Below are 18,309 nucleotides of genomic sequence, written 5' to 3'. Positions count from 1 at the left end.
CCATCAATAAAAGCAATGACCGCCTCGGTCATTGCTTTTTTCTTTCAGATTAACACTCATACCGATCCCGCTTTGCTCTCGAGCAAGCCAAATCATGCTAAAACTAATACAGAAGAAAGTCTTTAACTGTTACTTATGCAATAAGAAGGTTGGCAATTAATGGTCTGGCAGTTTACCGCTCTGGAATATATCGCTCGACGTATAGCCGTTCTACGGGCCATTACCTTGCGCATACTGGCTCTGATCATCATCAGCCTCACTGCCGTTTCATGTACCAGCCTGCCAGAACCCATACCGGATAGCGTTTCCGACCAGCTTCGATACTATCCCTCTTCAGTACAAAATTGTGCCTTTCAGTTAGTCGACTTCAAACGGATAGTTCAGCAACAAGGTGTACAGGATGTGCAACACCTCTGGGTTCCGCGTTACCCGCACCTTGCCTTCGATCGCTTCAGTCTCTCGCTCATATCGGATCTCACATCACAGCAAAGCAAAGAACAATGGCTACAGTATGTTGCCCGGCTGGCTTCCGTTCAGAGAAAGGTTGAGCACCAAAACCTCGCCAATAAAGCCGGTTTCGATATTGAACACAACGATAAATGCGCACGACAACTCACCCACACTACACTCAGTGACCGTCAGTTTTGGCACCAGTTACGCCAATATCCGCCTCATATTCAGTCTAACTATCAAAACTGGCAACGGGTTGTTGGCCTTTATCCTATCAGCAAGTCACTGGCAACCCCTGCCATTGATACCGAAAAGAAACGAATTATCAGTGGCTTTATTTCTCCCCTGGATGAGTACACCATCAGTTATGCTGCTGCAAGCACGCCTTCTCAACTCTCCTCGGAGGAAATTCAGTCCTGGTTCGAGCGCACCAGACAACAATCTCATCTGGGATGGCCCCTGCTTACCGAGTATCAAGTCGCTCAGCTATCGGCACATTATGCACCAGAGTTTCTCATCGAATCAGCATCGCTCGATGATAAGCCTGGTCAGGTGGCATACCACTCTGGTGGCCAACCTTATGTAAATACCAGCAAGCCGACGCTGTATACCAACCACAGCTATACCCGGTTTCACGGCCAGATCCTATTGCAGCTAGAGTACAGCCTCTGGTTTGCCAACCGGACAGCAACCTCCGCGATCGATCCTTATGCCGGTCAATTCGACGGACTCCTTGTCAGACTGACCCTCGATAGCCGGGGAAGACCCTACATCCTCGACAGTATTCACCACTGCGGCTGCTACCATATGATTTTTGCCCTGGATACACAGCTCAAGTTCACAAAACGAAATACCCGCATCGAGGCACCGATCACCATGCATGTTAATCCAAGGCCCGATGCAGCAACTCTGCAGGTCACTGTCTCTAAGGGGGATCATATGATGAAAGGCTTACGCTGGGTTCAGAACAGTGCTCTGCCACGTCAGCTCAATTTCCTCGACTACCAGCAGTTGCGCAGCCTGCCGTTACGGAAAAACCAACAAAAAAGTCTGTTTGACGAACAAGGAATGCTGATGGCCAGCACCCGGCTGGAACGCTGGTATCTATGGCCGTTTGGTGTCAAATCGCCGGGTACAATGCGCCAGATAGGCCACCATGCTACTGCCTTTATTGGTGAGAGGCACTTCGATGATGCCGATATGTTAAGCCCGCTCTTTCAAAAGCCTTAGCCGTTATCCCCAAACGACCAGTACTACTCCCTACTGGGTATTTTGAGTAAATAAGAAATACCCGGCATCCCCCCTAACTATACTTGAAACAGCATAGTCAAAGGAGTGGGTGCCGTTCACTAAGGGTTTGAGTTAACAATGATTGTATGGGCATAGGATGGTGCCCACACCTATCGAATGTTCCCGAGAGTCTGACCATGAAAATCTACCAAGGTATACTTATCACCTTGTTGTTCTCACTGCTGTATTCCAGCGCAGCGAGCGCCACACACCGCAATTCTTCACCTTCAGAGCGATTGCCTGTTACTCAACTACACTCAGGTTCCAACGCCATTTTCTTTGATCAGGTCAATTTTGATCTGGTTATAGGCCCTATCAGCAACAGTGACTGGGGTCAGTTCAGAGTCAAACCGACAAAGCTGACCGATCGCCGGGGTAAGCCGCTCGGCACGGGTTATGTCAATGTTTTTACCTACCCTCAAAACCGCGGCGGGGAAGCCGTCTGGGCAATCAGTAATCTATTTGTATCTTCCCCCGCAGATTCGAATAGTAATGACCGCAGAAAAACAGTAACGATAAAGCATGCCGACAATAGGCAGTTTACCCAGCCTGGACGAGGATCATCTGCCACAATTTCTCGTCGTCAGCCCAATACGCCAGAACCAGAGATGTCAGCCTATTTTGACTTGCGTCCCGGTAAAGATGGCCAGGGCAGCCTGCGGCGAATGCGTGCTACCGTTCTGTTCTCACCGCAGCCATTGCCAACGATTGAAGATGTGGCCCAGTTCGCCAAACGTTTTCCACCACAAACTTTTAGCGTAAGCCCTATCATCATCAACGCTGAAGGAGCTGGCCATGTCGATGGCAGAGTCAGCCCTATCTCATCAACCATCCCTAGCTCCCTGTCATTGGGACGCCCGCCTCAGCCAGTTACCCCTGCGCCGGGACTACCGGATGACTTGCTGTTTCCAATCCAAGTCATTCAAGCCGACCAACCCAACCTTGATGCTGGCCGTAACCAGTGCGTGCCGATGGCTCATGCCAATGCACTGCAATACCTGGAAGACAGATACGATAACCTGCCTCTGGCATGGCGCTTTCCGCAGCTTCATATTCGCGGTATCGGGAAAGTGTCTTCGGCCGGAGATGTACTTATCTGGGAACCGGTGCCTGAAAACAGCCTGGTTGCCAACATCGACAGCTACGGCCGGCGCGCAGGTGTACTCGATTTAGATAGCGGCAGCTATACCACCTTTTGCGGACTCATCCGGGGCGTGTTTGGCTATCTGGCCGACCCTGTATCCGGTGCTTTCGACACCACAGAGTTTCGCCATCAGGGCAGCGGCTCAATAACACTGGGGAGCGGTGCCGACTGCGACAACGGTACTGTCATCATGAACGGAATCACTTCGCAGAGAGAAGGGCTCAACCCAACCTGGGAGTGGATGTTCAACGAGCTTGTACAGGGCCGGGCAGTGACGATTCTGTTTAGTTGGTATGATGTCGACGGTGATTGGACAGGCGGACATAGCGTCAGAGTTTATGGTGCCGCCAAACTCGATAACCGGCACTATATCTATACGCTCGACGATGGCAGCCAGGGAGATAATTTCAGCAATCTCACCTCGCCACGAACTCAACAGTGGGAAGTTGCCGATACCGGCCAGCCCGGTTTGGACGGCGTACCTGACGGTCGTCTCAATATGAATGGCATGAGCTGGGAAATTGACTTCGCTCTCTCCTATGAAGCGAAACCGACACTTCTCATTCCCTAGCGTCTTGATCCCCCCAATACGAGCAGGAGCCGTGGATAATGGCTCCTGATTTCTCCTTTCGAATGGAACATCAGTCTTCCCCTCCCCCCTTTCTCGAAGGTAAGAAAAGGTTGCAATACTGAACAGCCACTTTCTAACACATTTCACTACAATCAAGATGAGTTACCGAAGAATTCGTCGACCCTGCTCTGCGGTAAAGGTATCTATTTCATTGCTATTTCAGACTGATTCAGAAAGTGGTCAGGCAAGTTAGGTTATACAAGATACCTATCAACTATTTACACCAATAATAACAACAGAGACAAAATGGCATTGTGATGAATACACGCAGTATCACGCTATACACTTTATCTGGGGTTACGGCACTCTTTGGCTCCGGCTATGCAACCGCAGAAAGTATTACCCGGTTTGATGACTACGGACCGTTGAGAACGTACGCCCAATCTCCCATCCAGTCGAATAGTCTGACACCACTTGTGCGCAGCGGCTTTAGCTACCAGCCCGGAACCGTAGAGGTCTATACTACCGGGACCATTGCCAGTGTCTGGGCACATACCGATGAATACAACGCCGACTATTACCAGAATGCCATATCCGTTGGCGGCCAGTGGCAGATCAATAGCAAATGGCTCGTCGAGCTCGACTACACCTACCGGTTTTCTGCCAACAACCATCTGGACAGTTTGACCTCCGCCTTTCATGACGTATTTGGTATCAGCCAAAACGGGCGCGATGAAGTAGGCAAACACTCTTTTGATATTTCGGTTCCCCAGTACGGTGTCGAAATACATGACTTCAACCGCGAAACCCTCGGCAGTGCGCTGACCTTCTACACCAGCTACCAGTTACTGGAAACCAAACGACACGGCTTATCGATCGGCGGCTCACTGTACTACAACTATGTACCAAGCGGTCCGTTTGCAACCAGCAACTTTGAGCAGGCGATGCAGCTCAATTACAGCTATCGACGTGACAGGCACATGTTTTACAGTATGCTTGGCCTGTCATATCGCAATGACGACGAGGTACTTGGTAATATCCCCTATAACTCAGTGGCCCTGTCGTTCGGTGCCGGCTATCAGTTCCAGTTAACGGAAAAGCACCGGCTACTTGCTGAGTACCATATCTATGAAGGGGCGACCGATGCCGCTTCCGATCTGTCCAAGCCGTCCAATGAAATTCTGCTCGGCTATCGTTACCACATGAAGCGTAGCGCCATTGAGTTCTCGATGATCGAAAATGTCTTTAATATGGATAACAGTACCGATATTGCCTTTACCCTCGGCTATCGACACCGTTTCTGATTTACATTGTAAACTCTGCCGTCATTAGCTAAATCTTTTCCTTGTTTAGCATATTCTCCAGATCGCGCTCGAAACGCTCTATCAGGTAGTCGATGAAGATCCGTAGCCGTTTAGGGAGCAGCTTACGCTGCGGATAGACAAAGCTAATGGGGGCATGAGGCATTTCCCAGTCAGGCAGCAATTGCACTAGCCTGCCAGCAGCAAAATGTTCGCGACAGAGAAACTCAGGCAACATGGCAACGCCCAAACCATCCAGACAAGCCATTAGCGAAGCTGTGATGGTATTGACCCTCAGCCGGTAAGGTAAATCAATATAGATTTCATTGTCGGCTTGCATCAAATGCCAGTTGGGCATCTTTACAGCCTTATTGTAAATTTTCACCTGCTGATGGGGCGCTTTAAGATCAGCGGGAGTCGTGATCGGTCCATACTGCGCGAGATAGTCCGGACTGGCTGCCATCACTCGCTTTGTCGTATAAAAAGGGCGGGCAACCATACTGGAATCAGAGACCTCACCTACCTGGGCATACAAGTCAATACCTTCCCCTATGATATCCACTTCACGGTTGGTCAGTTCAAAGTGTACGGTGACATTGGGGTACAGTTTTAGAAAGTCGTTGATGTAAGGACCAAAGACCTTCTGTCCTAGCTCAACGGGCATCACCACGTTCAGCCGTCCTCTGATCAAATCCTGATTAGCCGTGACCTCCAGCTCGGCCTGCCCCAAAATTTCAAGCATCTGCAGGCATGACTGATAGAAAGCTTCCCCTTCTGGCGTCAGGGTCAGACTCCGGGTCGAGCGCGTGATCAAGCGCACACCTAAATGTTGTTCAAGCTCAGCCACTTTACGGCTTACTGTCGACTTAGTTAAATCCAACATTTCCGCAGCTTGGGTAAAGCTTCCACATTCAACAACTTGAGAGAAAATAGCAACGGTATTGAGGTCCATTCTGCCACCAATTAATTAGATTTCTGCAACAGTGTTTCCTTTTTTTCCTATCCAATCAACTAATCATTCTCGCTTACACTTTGTAACACAAAAAAATCTCAATTAATCACATCATCAATAGAGGCCTCCATGACAGATACCCCACAACACAAGAAGAGCAAAGCGCCGCTGATCGCAACCTTCATCATGCTGGCCCTGGGTCTTGGTGCCGGGGGGTATTGGTTTAGCTACGGACAGTACTTCGAATCGACGGACAATGCCTATCTTCAAGGCGATATCACCAACATCAGCCCCAAAATCTCCGGCTATATCACCGACTCTTTTGTTATCGATAATCAAACGGTCAAAGCCGGCCAGCTACTGGCCCAAATAGATGATAGGGACTTTATTGCAGCCCGTGACAAAGCCGAGGCAAACCTTGCTGTCAGCCAGGCAGCTATAAACAACCTGAATGCCCAGCAGCAATTACAGAAGACCAAGATCCGTCAGTCAGAAAGCCAGATCGCATCAGCCAGTGCCGAATATGAACGGGCGCAACAGCAAGTTAACCGCACCCAAAGCCTGCTCAAACGTAACTACTCCTCACAAGATGAGCTCGATAGCGCCACTTCACACCTGAAAGTGACCAAAGCCCAGTTCGACGAGGCGTCCGCCAGCTATCAAGCCGCCAAAGATCAGTTGGCTGTGATTGCCAGCCAAATCGTACAGGCAGAAGCCTCTGTCGACGAAGCCAATGTCCAGCTTGAGCAGGCACAACTCAACTTAAGTTACACCAACATTTACGCGCCTGTTGACGGGATCGTCGGCAAGCGTAGCCTGCGTGTGGGCTTATATGTCCAGCCAGGCATGCCGTTGATGAGTCTGGTTCCTACTTCGGATGTATGGATTGAGGCCAACTTCAAAGAAACTCAGCTGGCAGAGATCCATCAAGGACAAAGAGTCAAAGTCGAGCTGGATGCGTTTCCCGGCCAGCCACTGGAAGGAATTGTTGACAGCTTTTCTCCGGCAACAGGTGCTAAGTTTGCCTTGCTGCCCCCAGAGAACGCCACAGGTAACTTCACCAAAATCGTTCAGCGGGTACCTGTAAAAATTACCATCGCCGATCCAGCCCAGCTCCAGGGCCGATTAATCCCGGGGCTATCTGTTGTTGCCACTGTCGATACCCGAGGCTAGCACATGAGTACGTCAGACACCCTCAGTGAGCTGCCATCACAGGCTAAAGAGACAGCTCAGGATCAGGTACCTCGCCGCCACTGGATAGCCTTGATCGGCGGGCTGATTGGTGCATTCATGGCTATTTTAGATATCCAGATCACCAACTCTTCGCTAAAAGATATTCAGGGTGCATTGTCAGCCACTCTGGACGAGAGCTCATGGATCTCAACCTCTTATCTGGTCGCAGAAATGATTGCGATCCCATTGAGCGGCTGGCTATCCATGGCGTTGGGGAAACGTCGCTATCTTACGTGGACAACGGTAATCTTTACCCTGTCTTCACTACTGTGCTCCATATCATGGAACATGACCTCAATGATCATGTTCAGAGCGCTGCAGGGCTTTAGTGGCGGGGCATTGATCCCGCTGGCATTTTCGCTGGTGGTACAGCTGCTGCCAATCCATAAGCGGGCGATAGGTATGGCAATGTTCGGAGTTACTGCAACCTTTGCCCCGTCTATTGGTCCAACGCTCGGCGGCTGGCTAACAGAAAACTTATCCTGGCACTACATTTTCTACATCAATATTCCGCCGGCCATATTGCTGATCACCATGGTACGCTACGGCTTGGACGATGAACCTCTCAATATTCAGAGCCTGCTAAGAGCCGATTGGGTTGGAATCATCACCATGGCGCTTGGCCTGGGATGTCTGGAGGTGGTACTGGAAGACGGCAACCGAGAAGAGTGGTTTTGCTCCGACTTTATCGTCACACTGTCAATCATTTCGGCAGTCAGCCTAGTGTATTTTGTGATCAATGAGCTGCAACACAAGAAGCCGCTGGTCAATTTGCGCCTGCTTAAAAACGGACAGTTCGCCATGTCTTGCCTGGCCTATTTGATCCTGGGCATGGCTCTACTCGGTTCGATATATGTGCTGCCGCTCTACCTGACACAGATTCAACACTACAACGCACTGGAGATCGGCGAGATCCTGATGTGGATGGGCTTTCCGCAGCTGTTGATTTTTCCGCTGGTGCCAAAACTGACGAACATATTCAAGCCGAAGTACCTGGTGACATTTGGCTTCGTGATGTTTGGGCTAAGCTGCTATGTCAACACTCACATGAGCGTTGATTTTGGCGGGCAACAGCTGATTTTTTCGATGCTGCTTCGTGCTATCGGCAGCCCTTTTATCATGGTGCCGTTGTCACTGGTCGCCATGCAGGGGATCAGCAAGGCAGACACACCGGACGCATCGACACTGACCAATGTGATGCGAAATCTCGGTGGTGCGTTCAGTATTGCGATTATCGCGACAATGCTCGACAACAAAACTCGCGAACATCTCGCACATATCAAAGAATCGATACCCAGCGTCAGCTCCAACGCCTGGCAGCAGCTGTTGCAGCAAAGCAGCTACTTTGTCCAGGCAGGTAGCGACTCTGGCACGGCCATGGTACAAGCCCAGGCATCCCTGGTGGCAACAATGCAACGTGATGCTGCCATCATGGCCTACAACGACGCCTTTCTGATGATGAGTGCCTTTTTAGCACTAGCCGCCGTCCTGATGCTTGGCTCAAAGAGCTAAGCATCAACTCCTCCCAAATGTACCCCAGTGAAGCCTGTAGCCATATTGTCATGTCTTTTTCAAACAGGCCTCACTGGTTGCCAGGCTGCTGTTTAGTATTAACATCAATGATGTAGCCAAAGATATCCCGGACATCATCATTAGAAAGTATCGCCCCCCAGGCCGGCATCCCCTTATAGATAAAAGCGGCAACAACCAAAGGTCATTGCCGCTCTATTGTAAGTCACAAATTGTCTATGATTTACGCCGTTGCCAATTGCGGTGTTATCGCTTTAGGTTTCCGCTGTGCCAATACTACACCAGCCAATACCATGCCGCCGCCGATGTAATGATAGGCGGCAAGATGCTCACTCAGTATCACACTCGCGATGCCGGCCGTAAACACTGGCATCAAGTTCATAAACATCGCCGTACGGTCCGCCCCCAAACGCTGGATCCCTTGCATCCAACACCAAGGCGCAATCACCGATGCCGGAATAGCTGCATACATGATCAATGGCAGTGACTCAGCTGTGATTGCAACCCGCTCGCTGCCCATCAATAAGGGAACAAGCATCAATACCGCCAATACGCCTTGAACATAAACAGACTGCCAGGTACTCAGTGGCATCTGCCAGCGTTTTAACAGCACGCAATATAATGCGTAGACAAACGCCGCCAACAACAACAGGGCATCACCAACAGTGATCCCTTGCGCAACCAGCTTACTGATGTCGCCATGGCTCAGCATCAAGACCAACCCACCCAGCGACAATACAGCACCGACAATGGCCAACGGCAACAGGCGCTGTCCCAGCAAGGGCACACTGAGAAACATGCTAATAAGCGGCACTAACGAGATGATTAATGCCATATTGGTAGCCGTTGTCGTTTCCGCCGCAAAGTAGCCCAATGACTGGTTCAGCACCATGCCCAGTAACGCCAGAAAAGCTAGCTTAGGAATATATGGTCGTATAGTTGACCAATTGCGCCACACCGACCCCAGGACAAACGGTGTCAGTACTAACATGGCTACAAACCATCGGTAAAAAGATATAGCACCCGGATCTATCACACTGAACGAAAGCTTGTTAACGATGGCATTCCCTGCCCAAATTAAAACGGTAAGTAATGGAAATAAGTAGAACATGGTCTGCCTTTAGCCTTTAGATTGCTTTTTCTAGTCGTCACTGCATGAATCATTATTCATGTACGTCATAGTTTGGCAGGTCATCTTTGATATAAATATCTTTAAAAAGACATCATAGCTCTATTGTCAGACATTTAGGAGAATTCTCCGTTCCACTAGCCCTCTACTCTTACTGAAAGAACCTTAACAATAGACTTAAGGCATTGAATACAAATAATTACACAGACATCAACCTGTATAATATGAGAATCATTCCTGATGAGAAAGAGTGAACTTTCTCAGAGGAAAAGAAAGTAAATGGTTGATTTTTAGCCTACGCGACTGTAGCGTGGTCGGACCAGATTGTATTTGAAAAAGGAATTTTCAATGCGTAAAAACCTGAAGACATACCAGCGTTTGTCCGGCCTCCCATTCGGACGTCAGCTTTTTACTTTCATCGTCTGCCGTGTGGCTCCTTACTTTTCCTCAATCAAACCGCAAATTCGAGAACTCAAACCCGGCTATGCGGAAGTAACGATAAAAAAACGGCGAAAAGTAACGAACCACATCAACACTGTCCATGCTATTGCCATGTGTAATATGGCTGAGCTTGCCGGTGGAATGATGACTGATGTCAGTGTACCGACAACAAGCCGCTGGCTACCGGTTGGAATGACGGTAGAATATCTGAAAAAAGCCACCACCGATCTTACAGCAGTTGCAACAGGAGACGGGATCGAGTGGGAAACGGGAGGCGATAAAATAGTGCCGGTCGAAGTCACGGATACTGAGGGAAACCTTGTTTTCCGGGCCGAGATCACCATGAATGTTCGCTTGGCCTAAATCTACCTGTTAACTAAACACCACAAAAAAGCCGCTTCATAACGCGGCTTTTCTACTCTCTGGCTACAAGGACTGACAAAGTCAGGCAATTGACAACAGAATCTAGTCACTTGGTGAGATGAACAATGTCTTGGCTAAACGAGCAAGGTTATAGGCATCCACATAGCCTGAGTGCTGACGACCTTCCCATTCAACACCCGCCATGTCCATCGCCGCACGCTGACCACAGCGTTTATTGTTGACATGACGCTGAAGGCGAAACAAAGTTGCTAAGTTTAGGTACTCATTAAAAGGAACCTTGAGTCCTTTCTCTTTGCACTCGGCACGCAGAATCAAGTCATCCCGCCCCCAGGCGGCATAAATCTTATGGCGGCCACCAAACTTCTGCTCGATAGACTTCAAAATCGTTGCCAATGGCTTACCGTTTTTGGCTATCACTTCAGGCTTGATACCTGTCAGCTCAGTACAAAACGGAGAAATCTCATCATGCTCCGGCTTCACATAATGCTGTGCGCGACGAACAATCTCACCGGTTACCAGATCCAGCTCGGCAACACCGATCTCGATAATCTCTCCAGTTCTCGACTCCCGACCATCATTCCAACAACACATTTCGAGGTCAAAGCAGACAATACGATTAAAATTCATTACATTTCCGGCACAACACAAAAACTGGGCTGGAAGGATACCATCTGGGGCGCTTTTCACCAAAGAGGAGGGCGTGAATAAACACTATTAGGCTGCTGATAACAAGGTAACTCGCTGTAATGAATGGGGCTACAACCATGACGATGCAGAGAGGATTAATGCCCTCATCGCTTCAGGCTAAACGCCAGAATGCTGTTAACGAGTCACCTAAGGTCAAGCAAGAGGTCACACAAAGGGTCAATCATAAAGGTCATACAACTAGCCCTACTCAAGGCACTAAAGGAACGCTGCACTTCTCGATGCAGAAGAAAGTGAATACCTATTACCTGCGTATTCTTCATTACACGGGGAGTCCCAATCGGAAGTCTGTCACCGTGTCACTAAGGACAAGCCAGCGTTATCGGGCAGTGGGTAATGCGGATTATCTGAAAGAACGGCTGATTGATGGGATTGGGCATTATACGGACTTTGAAGATGTCAGGACGACATCTCGGACTATCGCCCGCAATGAGCTGAGTAGTGAGCGGGAACGGCATGACTGGTTCGCGACAGATAGCCGCCAGATTGTTCGTAGAGTAGTTCCTGGGCGCCGTAATAGTCATGACAGAGCATTATCTCACCAGCATGCCCAGTTAGTTCCAAAGACGGTAGAGCCATCAGAACGTGAACCGAAAATCACGATTACATCCCTGATTAAGCAATTCATTGCAGACAAGATTGCTTCCCGTTCATGGAAGTCCTCTACTGAGTACTGCCGAAAAGCCTCGTTCACCACACTAGAGAAGTTCATCAGGAAGCTTGGCTTGCATACTAAGCACCTGACGGACATCAAGAGAAACGACCTCATCAAAGTCAGGCAAGCGATGATTGATGATGGCTTTAAAGCATCAACCGTCAACCTGCGTATGGGTGATTTTGTATCGCTGTTCGAATTTGCGGAGATAAATGAACTTATAGACAAATCACCAGCAATTAAGCTGAAAATCCGTGAAAATTCGCCTATCAACAAGAAAGAGAAAGCCAAGTCGATACCGACGAAAAGCATTCCCGCGTTGCTACAACACATTGATAACTTCGCAGTGACTCGAAGAGTACAAAAGCCCCACTCCCCTTACCTTGGCTGGATTGCCCGTATTGAAGCGATAACAGGTTGTCGGATTGCAGAGCTTACACAGTTAAGAAAAGCTGATGTAAAACAAACGGACGTTGGGAACTGGTATATCTCTATACATGAGGACTATGACGGCAACTCAGTCAAAAATTCAAACTCAATCCGTGACGTCCCGCTTGTGGATGGCGCTTACGAATTCGACCTAAGAGCTTTTATAGCCGAAGTGGTTGAGACACTTGATGATGATATGGATTACTTATTCCGAACCAAAGGCAAGGCACGGAACACGCTGAGTAACTGGTTTAGCCTGGCTATGAAACACTTCAAAGGCAAACTGACCAACTCAATATCTTTCCATTCGTTCAGACACTCACTTAGTACCTTGTGTCTTAACAAAGGTATGCCGGAAGCATTCACCAAACTGGTGCTTGGGCATGCAGGAGGAACGATTACTTATGGGTTATACGGGGCGGCGGGGGTTAATATCGATGTTCTGTATGATGAGCTGGTGAGCAAAGTGTTCAAATTGGATAGCTGTTAGAGCTAGGGAGGGGGGGATGGACCACAGCAAAATACCCCCTCCCCCCTTCACATATGCCTATCCAAAATGTGACCGATTTTCAAAGTCCGAAACTTTGATAAGTAGCGCTAAATATTACTAGTTCGTTGATAGATGATACTCATCAACCCAAAGCTCCCCACCACCTCGTCTACAAAGCCCAAGTCATTAACTTGTTCTACAAATAGCACCTTGATTCACATAACGTTGAGCAACACCAAAGAAATCTAGACATGTAATGATAGAATTGCCTGCTTTTAGACACTCATGTGGGCTCTATGTGCCCAAGGGCGGTAGCATTGCATTTTGATACTGAATAGGTATGTCTACAGTTAGTTTTGATCGTGGTTCAAGTCGCAGGGCACTTATGAGGATATACGAAAGCAGGTCGCATATTTCGTTCATATATCTACCGATATGCAGGAGATTTACGATCTGGGTTCGTTAGATAAAATGTTATGCACCTAGAGCAAAGTATTATTTTTGTTGTAACTTCATCGCTCAATACCAAAATTTCTCAGGCCATTCGTTCATTAATAGGCTGCCGCTTGGCTCCGGGGAAAAGCGTGTTGGAAGTCTCTTTGTTGTCTTTGAGTACAAATCCTCAGGCTCCTGTTTAACACCCTTTTTGTTCCGTGGTTTCAGGAAACAGCGATCCCTTTGGCTTTCAGCTTCAATGCAGGGCAGCCAATCAAGTTTGGTATCAGGCAGGTAAGAAAGCTCGGCTGGCTAAAAGTTTCTGAAAGTTATCTGCGCTCTTAAGTCCAGTATTCGTTGTTGTCCCGGCGAAAGGAGATCATATGCGGACAAGTCTTCGCCCAAGTAGGGACAGCATTCTAGGATGGAGTTGCATAACAAAAGTCACCATGTCGACCCGTTACACTCGGCATTTTTGGTATGACTTGGCTTGGGTGTATACGGTATTCAATTTCGGCATCTGTGCTACGGGCGCATGTGCCTAGGCGTTATGGCATTTAATTTAGCTTCATTATTTTAAGTTAATAAATATTAAAGAAAGGATATGTGATGAAAAATTTTCTACTTGCAGCAGTCGGTGTGGTTGTTTTGTCTGGTTGCGGTTCACCTCGCTATACCGCAAAACCAATCGAAACGAATGTGAATAATGTAGAAGTAGTAATAGTTAATGACAAAGATACTCGTGACGGTTTCCAAAATACAATGGAGTCATGGCTAAAAATAAATAACTATAACTATACAATTTTACCTGATGGTTCTAAACATGATCTAAATAAACTAACTCTCGAATATGAGGGGCACTGGGGATGGGATCTTGCATTATATTTGAAAAATGCTGAGATCAATGCATTTCAAAATGGTCAAAGAGTCGGCGAGGTAAAATTCAAAGTCCCATATACGGCAAATCCAAATAAATTTGGCGACGGTGCTGAGCGTATCGGCTACATGATGGATACTCTTTTTGGTCAAATCACAGCTGATGAAGCGACGAAGAAAGTCAATTCTTCAAACCACCAAAAGTAAAATTGCCATAACAAAGCAATCAAGGTGACCCGTTACACTCGGCGGTTATGTTATGAAGTTCTGTGTGCTTTGTTAGTTTAGTGTGGGGCACCTTATTGCAGACGTTATGGCTTTAAAGCACGGGCAACGTGGTTTTCGTTTCAGGTTTTGCGGGTCAAGCTTTCAATTTTTGGCTAAGGGTTATCAGGATTTAATCTTTGCTATCTTGCTCGAAGCTTCTGATTTATATCTGTTGGTAAAGAACAATTCTTTGTCCAATGGCTACTGATTTTGCTAGTTGGTTCATGAAGTTATGTATCAATTTCTGTTCGGGTTTAATCGGTAGGGTAAACTGGCAGGCGTTCGAGCAGATATTTCTGTAGCGGCAGAGTTTCTGGTAAGTGATTCAAATCCCTTGTGTTTGCCCTAACAAGGCAATCAAGGTGATGCTTTACACTCGGCGGTTATTACTGAAAATATCAACGTAGTGATACTCACCTCATCACTACCAAGGTATTGTCGTCCACCTACATATCGCTTTCTGTAAATGCTATCTCTCAAGAAGCCCTACAAACCCGAGAAATTCATTGAGTCATTTCAGTTCGTAGGCTTTATAGGGTTCGTAGTAGGCTGGGGGCACTCTTGACGGAAAAACTTACCCGAACTTATGCCCTGTTGCAGTTTAGTTCAATCTATCAACAATAAAAAGTAATCGATGATTTGACCTACTTTTCCTAATATCAATGCATCGATATTAATCAGGCCTTACCATTGTGAGGTTATTTCTCATAATAGAGCGAAAGCGAAGCACCAAAAGAGCGTGTGTAATCAGACTTAATACATCTTAATACTCCTTTAGATTGAAATTAAGCTGATGATTTTTAAGTAATAAATGTTTCAATACCTAGTTAGGAGAAAGTGGGTTGGTTTATATTTATCTTGTAGTTATAAGGAGTAAATATGACAGGTATTAAACATGTCCCCACCCTTGGTGAGTTTCATAAAGTTGTTTGTGATTCGTTGGGCTTATGGAGTGATGAAAAAATAGAGGCAACATTCTATGTACCAGCAACAGAAAAAGAACGCAGACAAGCGTTACAGGATTCGTTCTCGTTGGTGGCGGCAAAAAATCATAGTGAGGTTTATATTCAAGAGTTGCTTAATGCAACTCGTCAACTAGCCCCTGATAACAAGCTAGTATCTAAACAGCATAAGACTATCAGATCATACGTCATTCAATACGCGAAAAATGATTTCAGCACTATTGAGGAGTACAAAGAATTTCAGAATTATGTGCTGCAAGTTATTGGAGAGCGATATCCTGAACATGAAACGGCTCATTTAGCGAAAAACTATTATCTACATGCTCTTGAATATTATCGAGAGTGGGTCAGAGAGTTTATGATAGTTGATGGAGCTATCCCCGAAGCTTACCAATATTTCGTTAACAATGTCCTGAAATCTATCATCATTAGCTTAGTTTCTCACCATGCTTTAGGCGATAGAGACTGGTTGCAAGAGACACTACAAGATAATTGGCCAATGCGCCGCTTAATCGATGAACTCTTGGCAAATGCAGATAGCTCAATCTACAAACTTAGTCAGTACCATACAGAAGCGAAAGCCAGTAAAAGTGTAGAGTTCACTGACATACAAGGTAGCAATGTTGATACTGCAGCCAAACAAGTCATCGAGCGGCTTTCACAATTTAAGAGAGTTAAGTGGCGTATCTATCTTAAAACGATTAAACCTGTACAGAAATTGACACCAGCTGAATGTGATGATGCTTACTTTACTGCCTCTGCCTTAGGTGCGTTTGTCATCCATTATCTCAATACGCACTTGAATGACAATCAATGTGAACCTATGTGGGATAAGAAATTTAGCTACCCGTTGTTGGGTGAAACTACGATGGAATCGGCCAGTGAAGTGATTGATTACGCAATGGAACAGGAGCTACCTGAATCCGAGCAATTAATATTATTTGAAATGGCCAAAGCTAAGTTAAATGAGTATCAAGACGTACTAGATAGTTATGGCCTTATTTTAAATAAGGCAGATAATATCCCTAGCGTCTTAGAGTTCACTTATGGTGAGGGAGAGCAATTTTCAATTAAAGAGTGGAGTAAAGGCCTCACATTCAAACCAAGCTGGGTTGAGCATTGGATTAAGGCCAAGAATGCTGTAGCTACTGGTGAATCTATTATTGCGACAAAGCACTACATGGAAGTGTTGAAGGGTGCTAAGTACTGTTCAGGCCCATTGTGGATGTTGTTATTTTTCGAAGTTTGTTGCTTATGTAAAAAAGAGGCCAGAGAGGTAAGTGAAGAGCTGTTTGATGCTCACTATGAACTGTTGGGATCGCAAGTTACCGCTTATGCGAAACTACTAGGGTATCTACCTGATAGTGGACGGAACCCTGAAACGCTTATGCCTAATCCGTTTACGATTAAAGAGACATTCATTATAAAGAAGGTGCTACAACTACTAAATAATGGATTCTTGCCAACTCCCAAGGTGTAGTGGTCAAAAAATTTGGCCACGTAGTTGGTGGCCATCCATACAAAAAATAATCCGTATTTCTCTAATTTAGCATAAGTCCTGAAACACTTTTGTCCAGAGGTGTGCTGACGCAGACTGTAGTGGTTTAATGATCCCGGACACCAAATTAGGTGGTAAAGTCTCCATCGTAAACGAGGTGTTCAATGACAAAACGACAACGACGTACATTTTCTTCTGAATTCAAAATGGATGCTGCGAGCTTGGTTCTTGACCAAGGCTACTCAATAGCAGAGGCAGCACGTTCTCTAGATATTGGAGAGACAGCCTTAAGACGCTGGGTCGATCAACTAAAGATTGAACGTGGTGGAATCACCCCAACCACCAAAGCTCTGACACCTGAACAGCAGAGGATTCAAGAGTTAGAAGCTCGAATTAATCGCTTAGAAAGAGAAAAGTCCATACTAAAAAAAGCTACAGCTCTCTTAATGTCGGACGAACTCGAACGTTCTCGCTAATTGACCAGTTAAGGGAGCATGAACCGGTCAAAATGCTTTGTGAATTGTTCGATGTAGCTTCGTCCTGTTACTACGAGTTTAAGCAGCGAAAGCCGGATGCTAATCGCATTCGGTTAGCTAGCCGAACTAAAGAGCTCTTCAATATGAGCCGAGGTGCTGCAGGCAGTCGAACTCTTGTCTCTATTTTGCGCTCAGAGGGCTTCGAGACTGGTTGATTCAAGGTACGAAAGCTCATGCAAAAAGCTGGTTTGGTGAGCAAGCAACCAGGCTCGCATCGCTATAAGCAGGCTAAGTCAGAGCGACCAGACATCCCGAACCTGCTGAAGCGTGAGTTCTCTGTTGTTGCACCAAATCAAGTTTGGTGTGGCGATATTACCTATATCTGGTCAGGTTCAAAATGGAGTTATCTAGCCGTCGTACTAGATCTATTTAGCCGACGTGTTGTGGGATGGGCGTTATCAAATAAGCCAGATGCTGATTTGACTTGCAAAGCCTTGGATATGGCCTGGGAACAACGAGGGAGACCTAACAGCGTAATGTTCCACTCAGACCAAGGGTGCCAATATAGCAGCCGTCAATATCGTCAAAGGCTTTGGCGATATCGAATTACTCAAAGTATGAGCCGTCGCGGTAACTGCTGGGATAACGCTCCTATGGAGAGACTATTTAGAAGCCTGAAAACCGAATGGGTACCAGCAACAGGTTACCTGACCCAGACACAGGCTAAGAGAGACATCAGCTATTACTTGATGGACTACTACAATAGGCAACGGCCGCACCAAGCCAATGATGGGCTGTCGCCAGTTAATGCCGAAAATCAGCTTAAAACAATGTCCGGAATCTGTTGACCACTACATTGGTACAGAGTCTGAGTTTAGTGAGAATTATTTATCTATTTATACAGAACCTGAGAAGAATTACTTCATCCGTAATTACATCAAAATGGGGGGGGTTGTAGGTGGAGCTAACCTTGAACAAATTGAAGAAAGTAAAGGAAAGGAAGCGATACTTAGTCTTAAGCGAGCTCAGTGACACTAAAATTAAAGTGCGCTTAGCTGTTACTTCATATAACACCTGTAGTGTCAATCTAC

At 46.8% G+C, this 18,309-nt stretch carries 12 protein-coding genes and 1 pseudogene; 10 read left to right on the top strand and 3 right to left on the bottom strand.

All coding sequences use genetic code 11. The annotated features are described in order from the left end of the window. Window positions 1-159: 159 nt before the first annotated feature. The 3 genes from L4D19_RS04125 to L4D19_RS04115 all read left to right on the top strand — a co-directional run bounded on the left by L4D19_RS04125 (window position 160) and on the right by L4D19_RS04115 (window position 4,759). Window positions 160-1,680 carry a hypothetical protein gene (locus tag L4D19_RS04125; protein WP_428451328.1) on the top strand — a complete coding sequence of 507 codons (1,521 nt, stop codon included), beginning with the start codon at window positions 160-162 and terminating at the stop codon, window positions 1,678-1,680. Between the two features lie 197 nt (window positions 1,681-1,877). Beyond that, window positions 1,878-3,455 (top strand): hypothetical protein, encoded by a 1,578-nt coding sequence (locus tag L4D19_RS04120; RefSeq protein WP_428451327.1) that lies wholly within the window; start codon window positions 1,878-1,880, stop codon window positions 3,453-3,455. Window positions 3,456-3,772: 317 nt separating this feature from the next. Further along, on the top strand, window positions 3,773-4,759 hold the full coding sequence (locus tag L4D19_RS04115) for a DUF3187 family protein (RefSeq protein ID WP_428451326.1): 987 nt from the start codon (window positions 3,773-3,775) through the stop codon (window positions 4,757-4,759). 28 nt (window positions 4,760-4,787) lie between these two features. Here the strand turns inward: L4D19_RS04115 and L4D19_RS04110 are convergent, their stop codons facing one another. Beyond that, on the bottom strand, window positions 4,788-5,708 hold the full coding sequence (locus L4D19_RS04110) for a LysR family transcriptional regulator (RefSeq protein WP_428451325.1): 921 nt from the start codon (window positions 5,706-5,708) through the stop codon (window positions 4,788-4,790). A gap of 105 nt (window positions 5,709-5,813) precedes the next feature. On the opposite strand from L4D19_RS04110, the gene L4D19_RS04105 reads away from it, so the two are divergent. Both L4D19_RS04105 and L4D19_RS04100 read left to right on the top strand, forming a co-directional pair. Beyond that, entirely contained in the window at window positions 5,814-6,881 is a 1,068-nt protein-coding gene (locus L4D19_RS04105) for an HlyD family secretion protein (protein WP_428451403.1), read from the top strand. Window positions 6,882-6,884: 3 nt separating this feature from the next. Then, window positions 6,885-8,453 carry a DHA2 family efflux MFS transporter permease subunit gene (locus L4D19_RS04100; RefSeq protein WP_428451324.1) on the top strand — a complete coding sequence of 523 codons (1,569 nt, stop codon included), beginning with the start codon at window positions 6,885-6,887 and terminating at the stop codon, window positions 8,451-8,453. 241 nt (window positions 8,454-8,694) lie between these two features. Here L4D19_RS04100 and L4D19_RS04095 read toward each other — a convergent pair whose 3' ends face one another. Continuing rightward, on the bottom strand, window positions 8,695-9,582 hold the full coding sequence (locus L4D19_RS04095) for a DMT family transporter (protein WP_428451323.1): 888 nt from the start codon (window positions 9,580-9,582) through the stop codon (window positions 8,695-8,697). 366 nt (window positions 9,583-9,948) lie between these two features. On the opposite strand from L4D19_RS04095, the gene L4D19_RS04090 reads away from it, so the two are divergent. Then, window positions 9,949-10,404 (top strand): hotdog fold domain-containing protein, encoded by a 456-nt coding sequence (locus tag L4D19_RS04090; protein WP_428451322.1) that lies wholly within the window; start codon window positions 9,949-9,951, stop codon window positions 10,402-10,404. Window positions 10,405-10,506: 102 nt separating this feature from the next. On the opposite strand, the gene L4D19_RS04085 is transcribed toward L4D19_RS04090, so the two are convergent. Beyond that, the gene (locus L4D19_RS04085; RefSeq protein ID WP_160657628.1) at window positions 10,507-11,052 is read right to left on the bottom strand and encodes a 3'-5' exonuclease; all 546 of its coding nucleotides are present in this window, start codon (window positions 11,050-11,052) and stop codon (window positions 10,507-10,509) included. A 137-nt stretch (window positions 11,053-11,189) separates the two neighbouring features. Between L4D19_RS04085 and L4D19_RS04080 the strand changes: the two genes are divergently transcribed. From L4D19_RS04080 to L4D19_RS04065, 4 genes and pseudogenes are all read left to right on the top strand, one after another. Continuing rightward, window positions 11,190-12,704, top strand: a complete 1,515-nt coding sequence (locus L4D19_RS04080; protein ID WP_428451321.1) for a tyrosine-type recombinase/integrase — start codon at window positions 11,190-11,192, stop codon at window positions 12,702-12,704. 1,044 nt (window positions 12,705-13,748) lie between these two features. Further along, a complete protein-coding gene (locus L4D19_RS04075) occupies window positions 13,749-14,222 on the top strand; it encodes an Sbal_3080 family lipoprotein (protein WP_428451320.1) in 474 nt (157 codons plus the stop codon). A 939-nt stretch (window positions 14,223-15,161) separates the two neighbouring features. Next, a complete protein-coding gene (locus L4D19_RS04070) occupies window positions 15,162-16,724 on the top strand; it encodes a hypothetical protein (protein ID WP_428451319.1) in 1,563 nt (520 codons plus the stop codon). Between the two features lie 182 nt (window positions 16,725-16,906). After that, window positions 16,907-18,066 (top strand): annotated as a pseudogene (locus L4D19_RS04065) (IS3 family transposase). Window positions 18,067-18,309 lie beyond the last annotated feature (243 nt).

Source organism: Photobacterium kasasachensis (assembly GCF_050336885.1).
GTDB lineage: Bacteria > Pseudomonadota > Gammaproteobacteria > Enterobacterales > Vibrionaceae > Photobacterium > Photobacterium kasasachensis.
This window is presented reverse-complemented; position numbering and strand designations above follow the sequence as displayed.

What these genes read in the sequence shown, in the direction of transcription:
- L4D19_RS04125 (WP_428451328.1), top strand. Translation starts at nt 160, where the DNA reads ATGGTCTGGCAGTTTACCGCTCTGGAATATATCGCTCGACGTATAGCC.
- L4D19_RS04120 (WP_428451327.1), top strand. Translation starts at nt 1,878, where the DNA reads ATGAAAATCTACCAAGGTATACTTATCACCTTGTTGTTCTCACTGCTG.
- L4D19_RS04115 (WP_428451326.1), top strand. Translation starts at nt 3,773, where the DNA reads ATGAATACACGCAGTATCACGCTATACACTTTATCTGGGGTTACGGCA.
- L4D19_RS04110 (WP_428451325.1), bottom strand. Translation starts at nt 5,708, where the DNA reads ATGGACCTCAATACCGTTGCTATTTTCTCTCAAGTTGTTGAATGTGGA.
- L4D19_RS04100 (WP_428451324.1), top strand. Translation starts at nt 6,885, where the DNA reads ATGAGTACGTCAGACACCCTCAGTGAGCTGCCATCACAGGCTAAAGAG.
- L4D19_RS04095 (WP_428451323.1), bottom strand. Translation starts at nt 9,582, where the DNA reads ATGTTCTACTTATTTCCATTACTTACCGTTTTAATTTGGGCAGGGAAT.
- L4D19_RS04090 (WP_428451322.1), top strand. Translation starts at nt 9,949, where the DNA reads ATGCGTAAAAACCTGAAGACATACCAGCGTTTGTCCGGCCTCCCATTC.
- L4D19_RS04085 (WP_160657628.1), bottom strand. Translation starts at nt 11,052, where the DNA reads ATGAATTTTAATCGTATTGTCTGCTTTGACCTCGAAATGTGTTGTTGG.
- L4D19_RS04080 (WP_428451321.1), top strand. Translation starts at nt 11,190, where the DNA reads ATGACGATGCAGAGAGGATTAATGCCCTCATCGCTTCAGGCTAAACGC.
- L4D19_RS04075 (WP_428451320.1), top strand. Translation starts at nt 13,749, where the DNA reads ATGAAAAATTTTCTACTTGCAGCAGTCGGTGTGGTTGTTTTGTCTGGT.
- L4D19_RS04070 (WP_428451319.1), top strand. Translation starts at nt 15,162, where the DNA reads ATGACAGGTATTAAACATGTCCCCACCCTTGGTGAGTTTCATAAAGTT.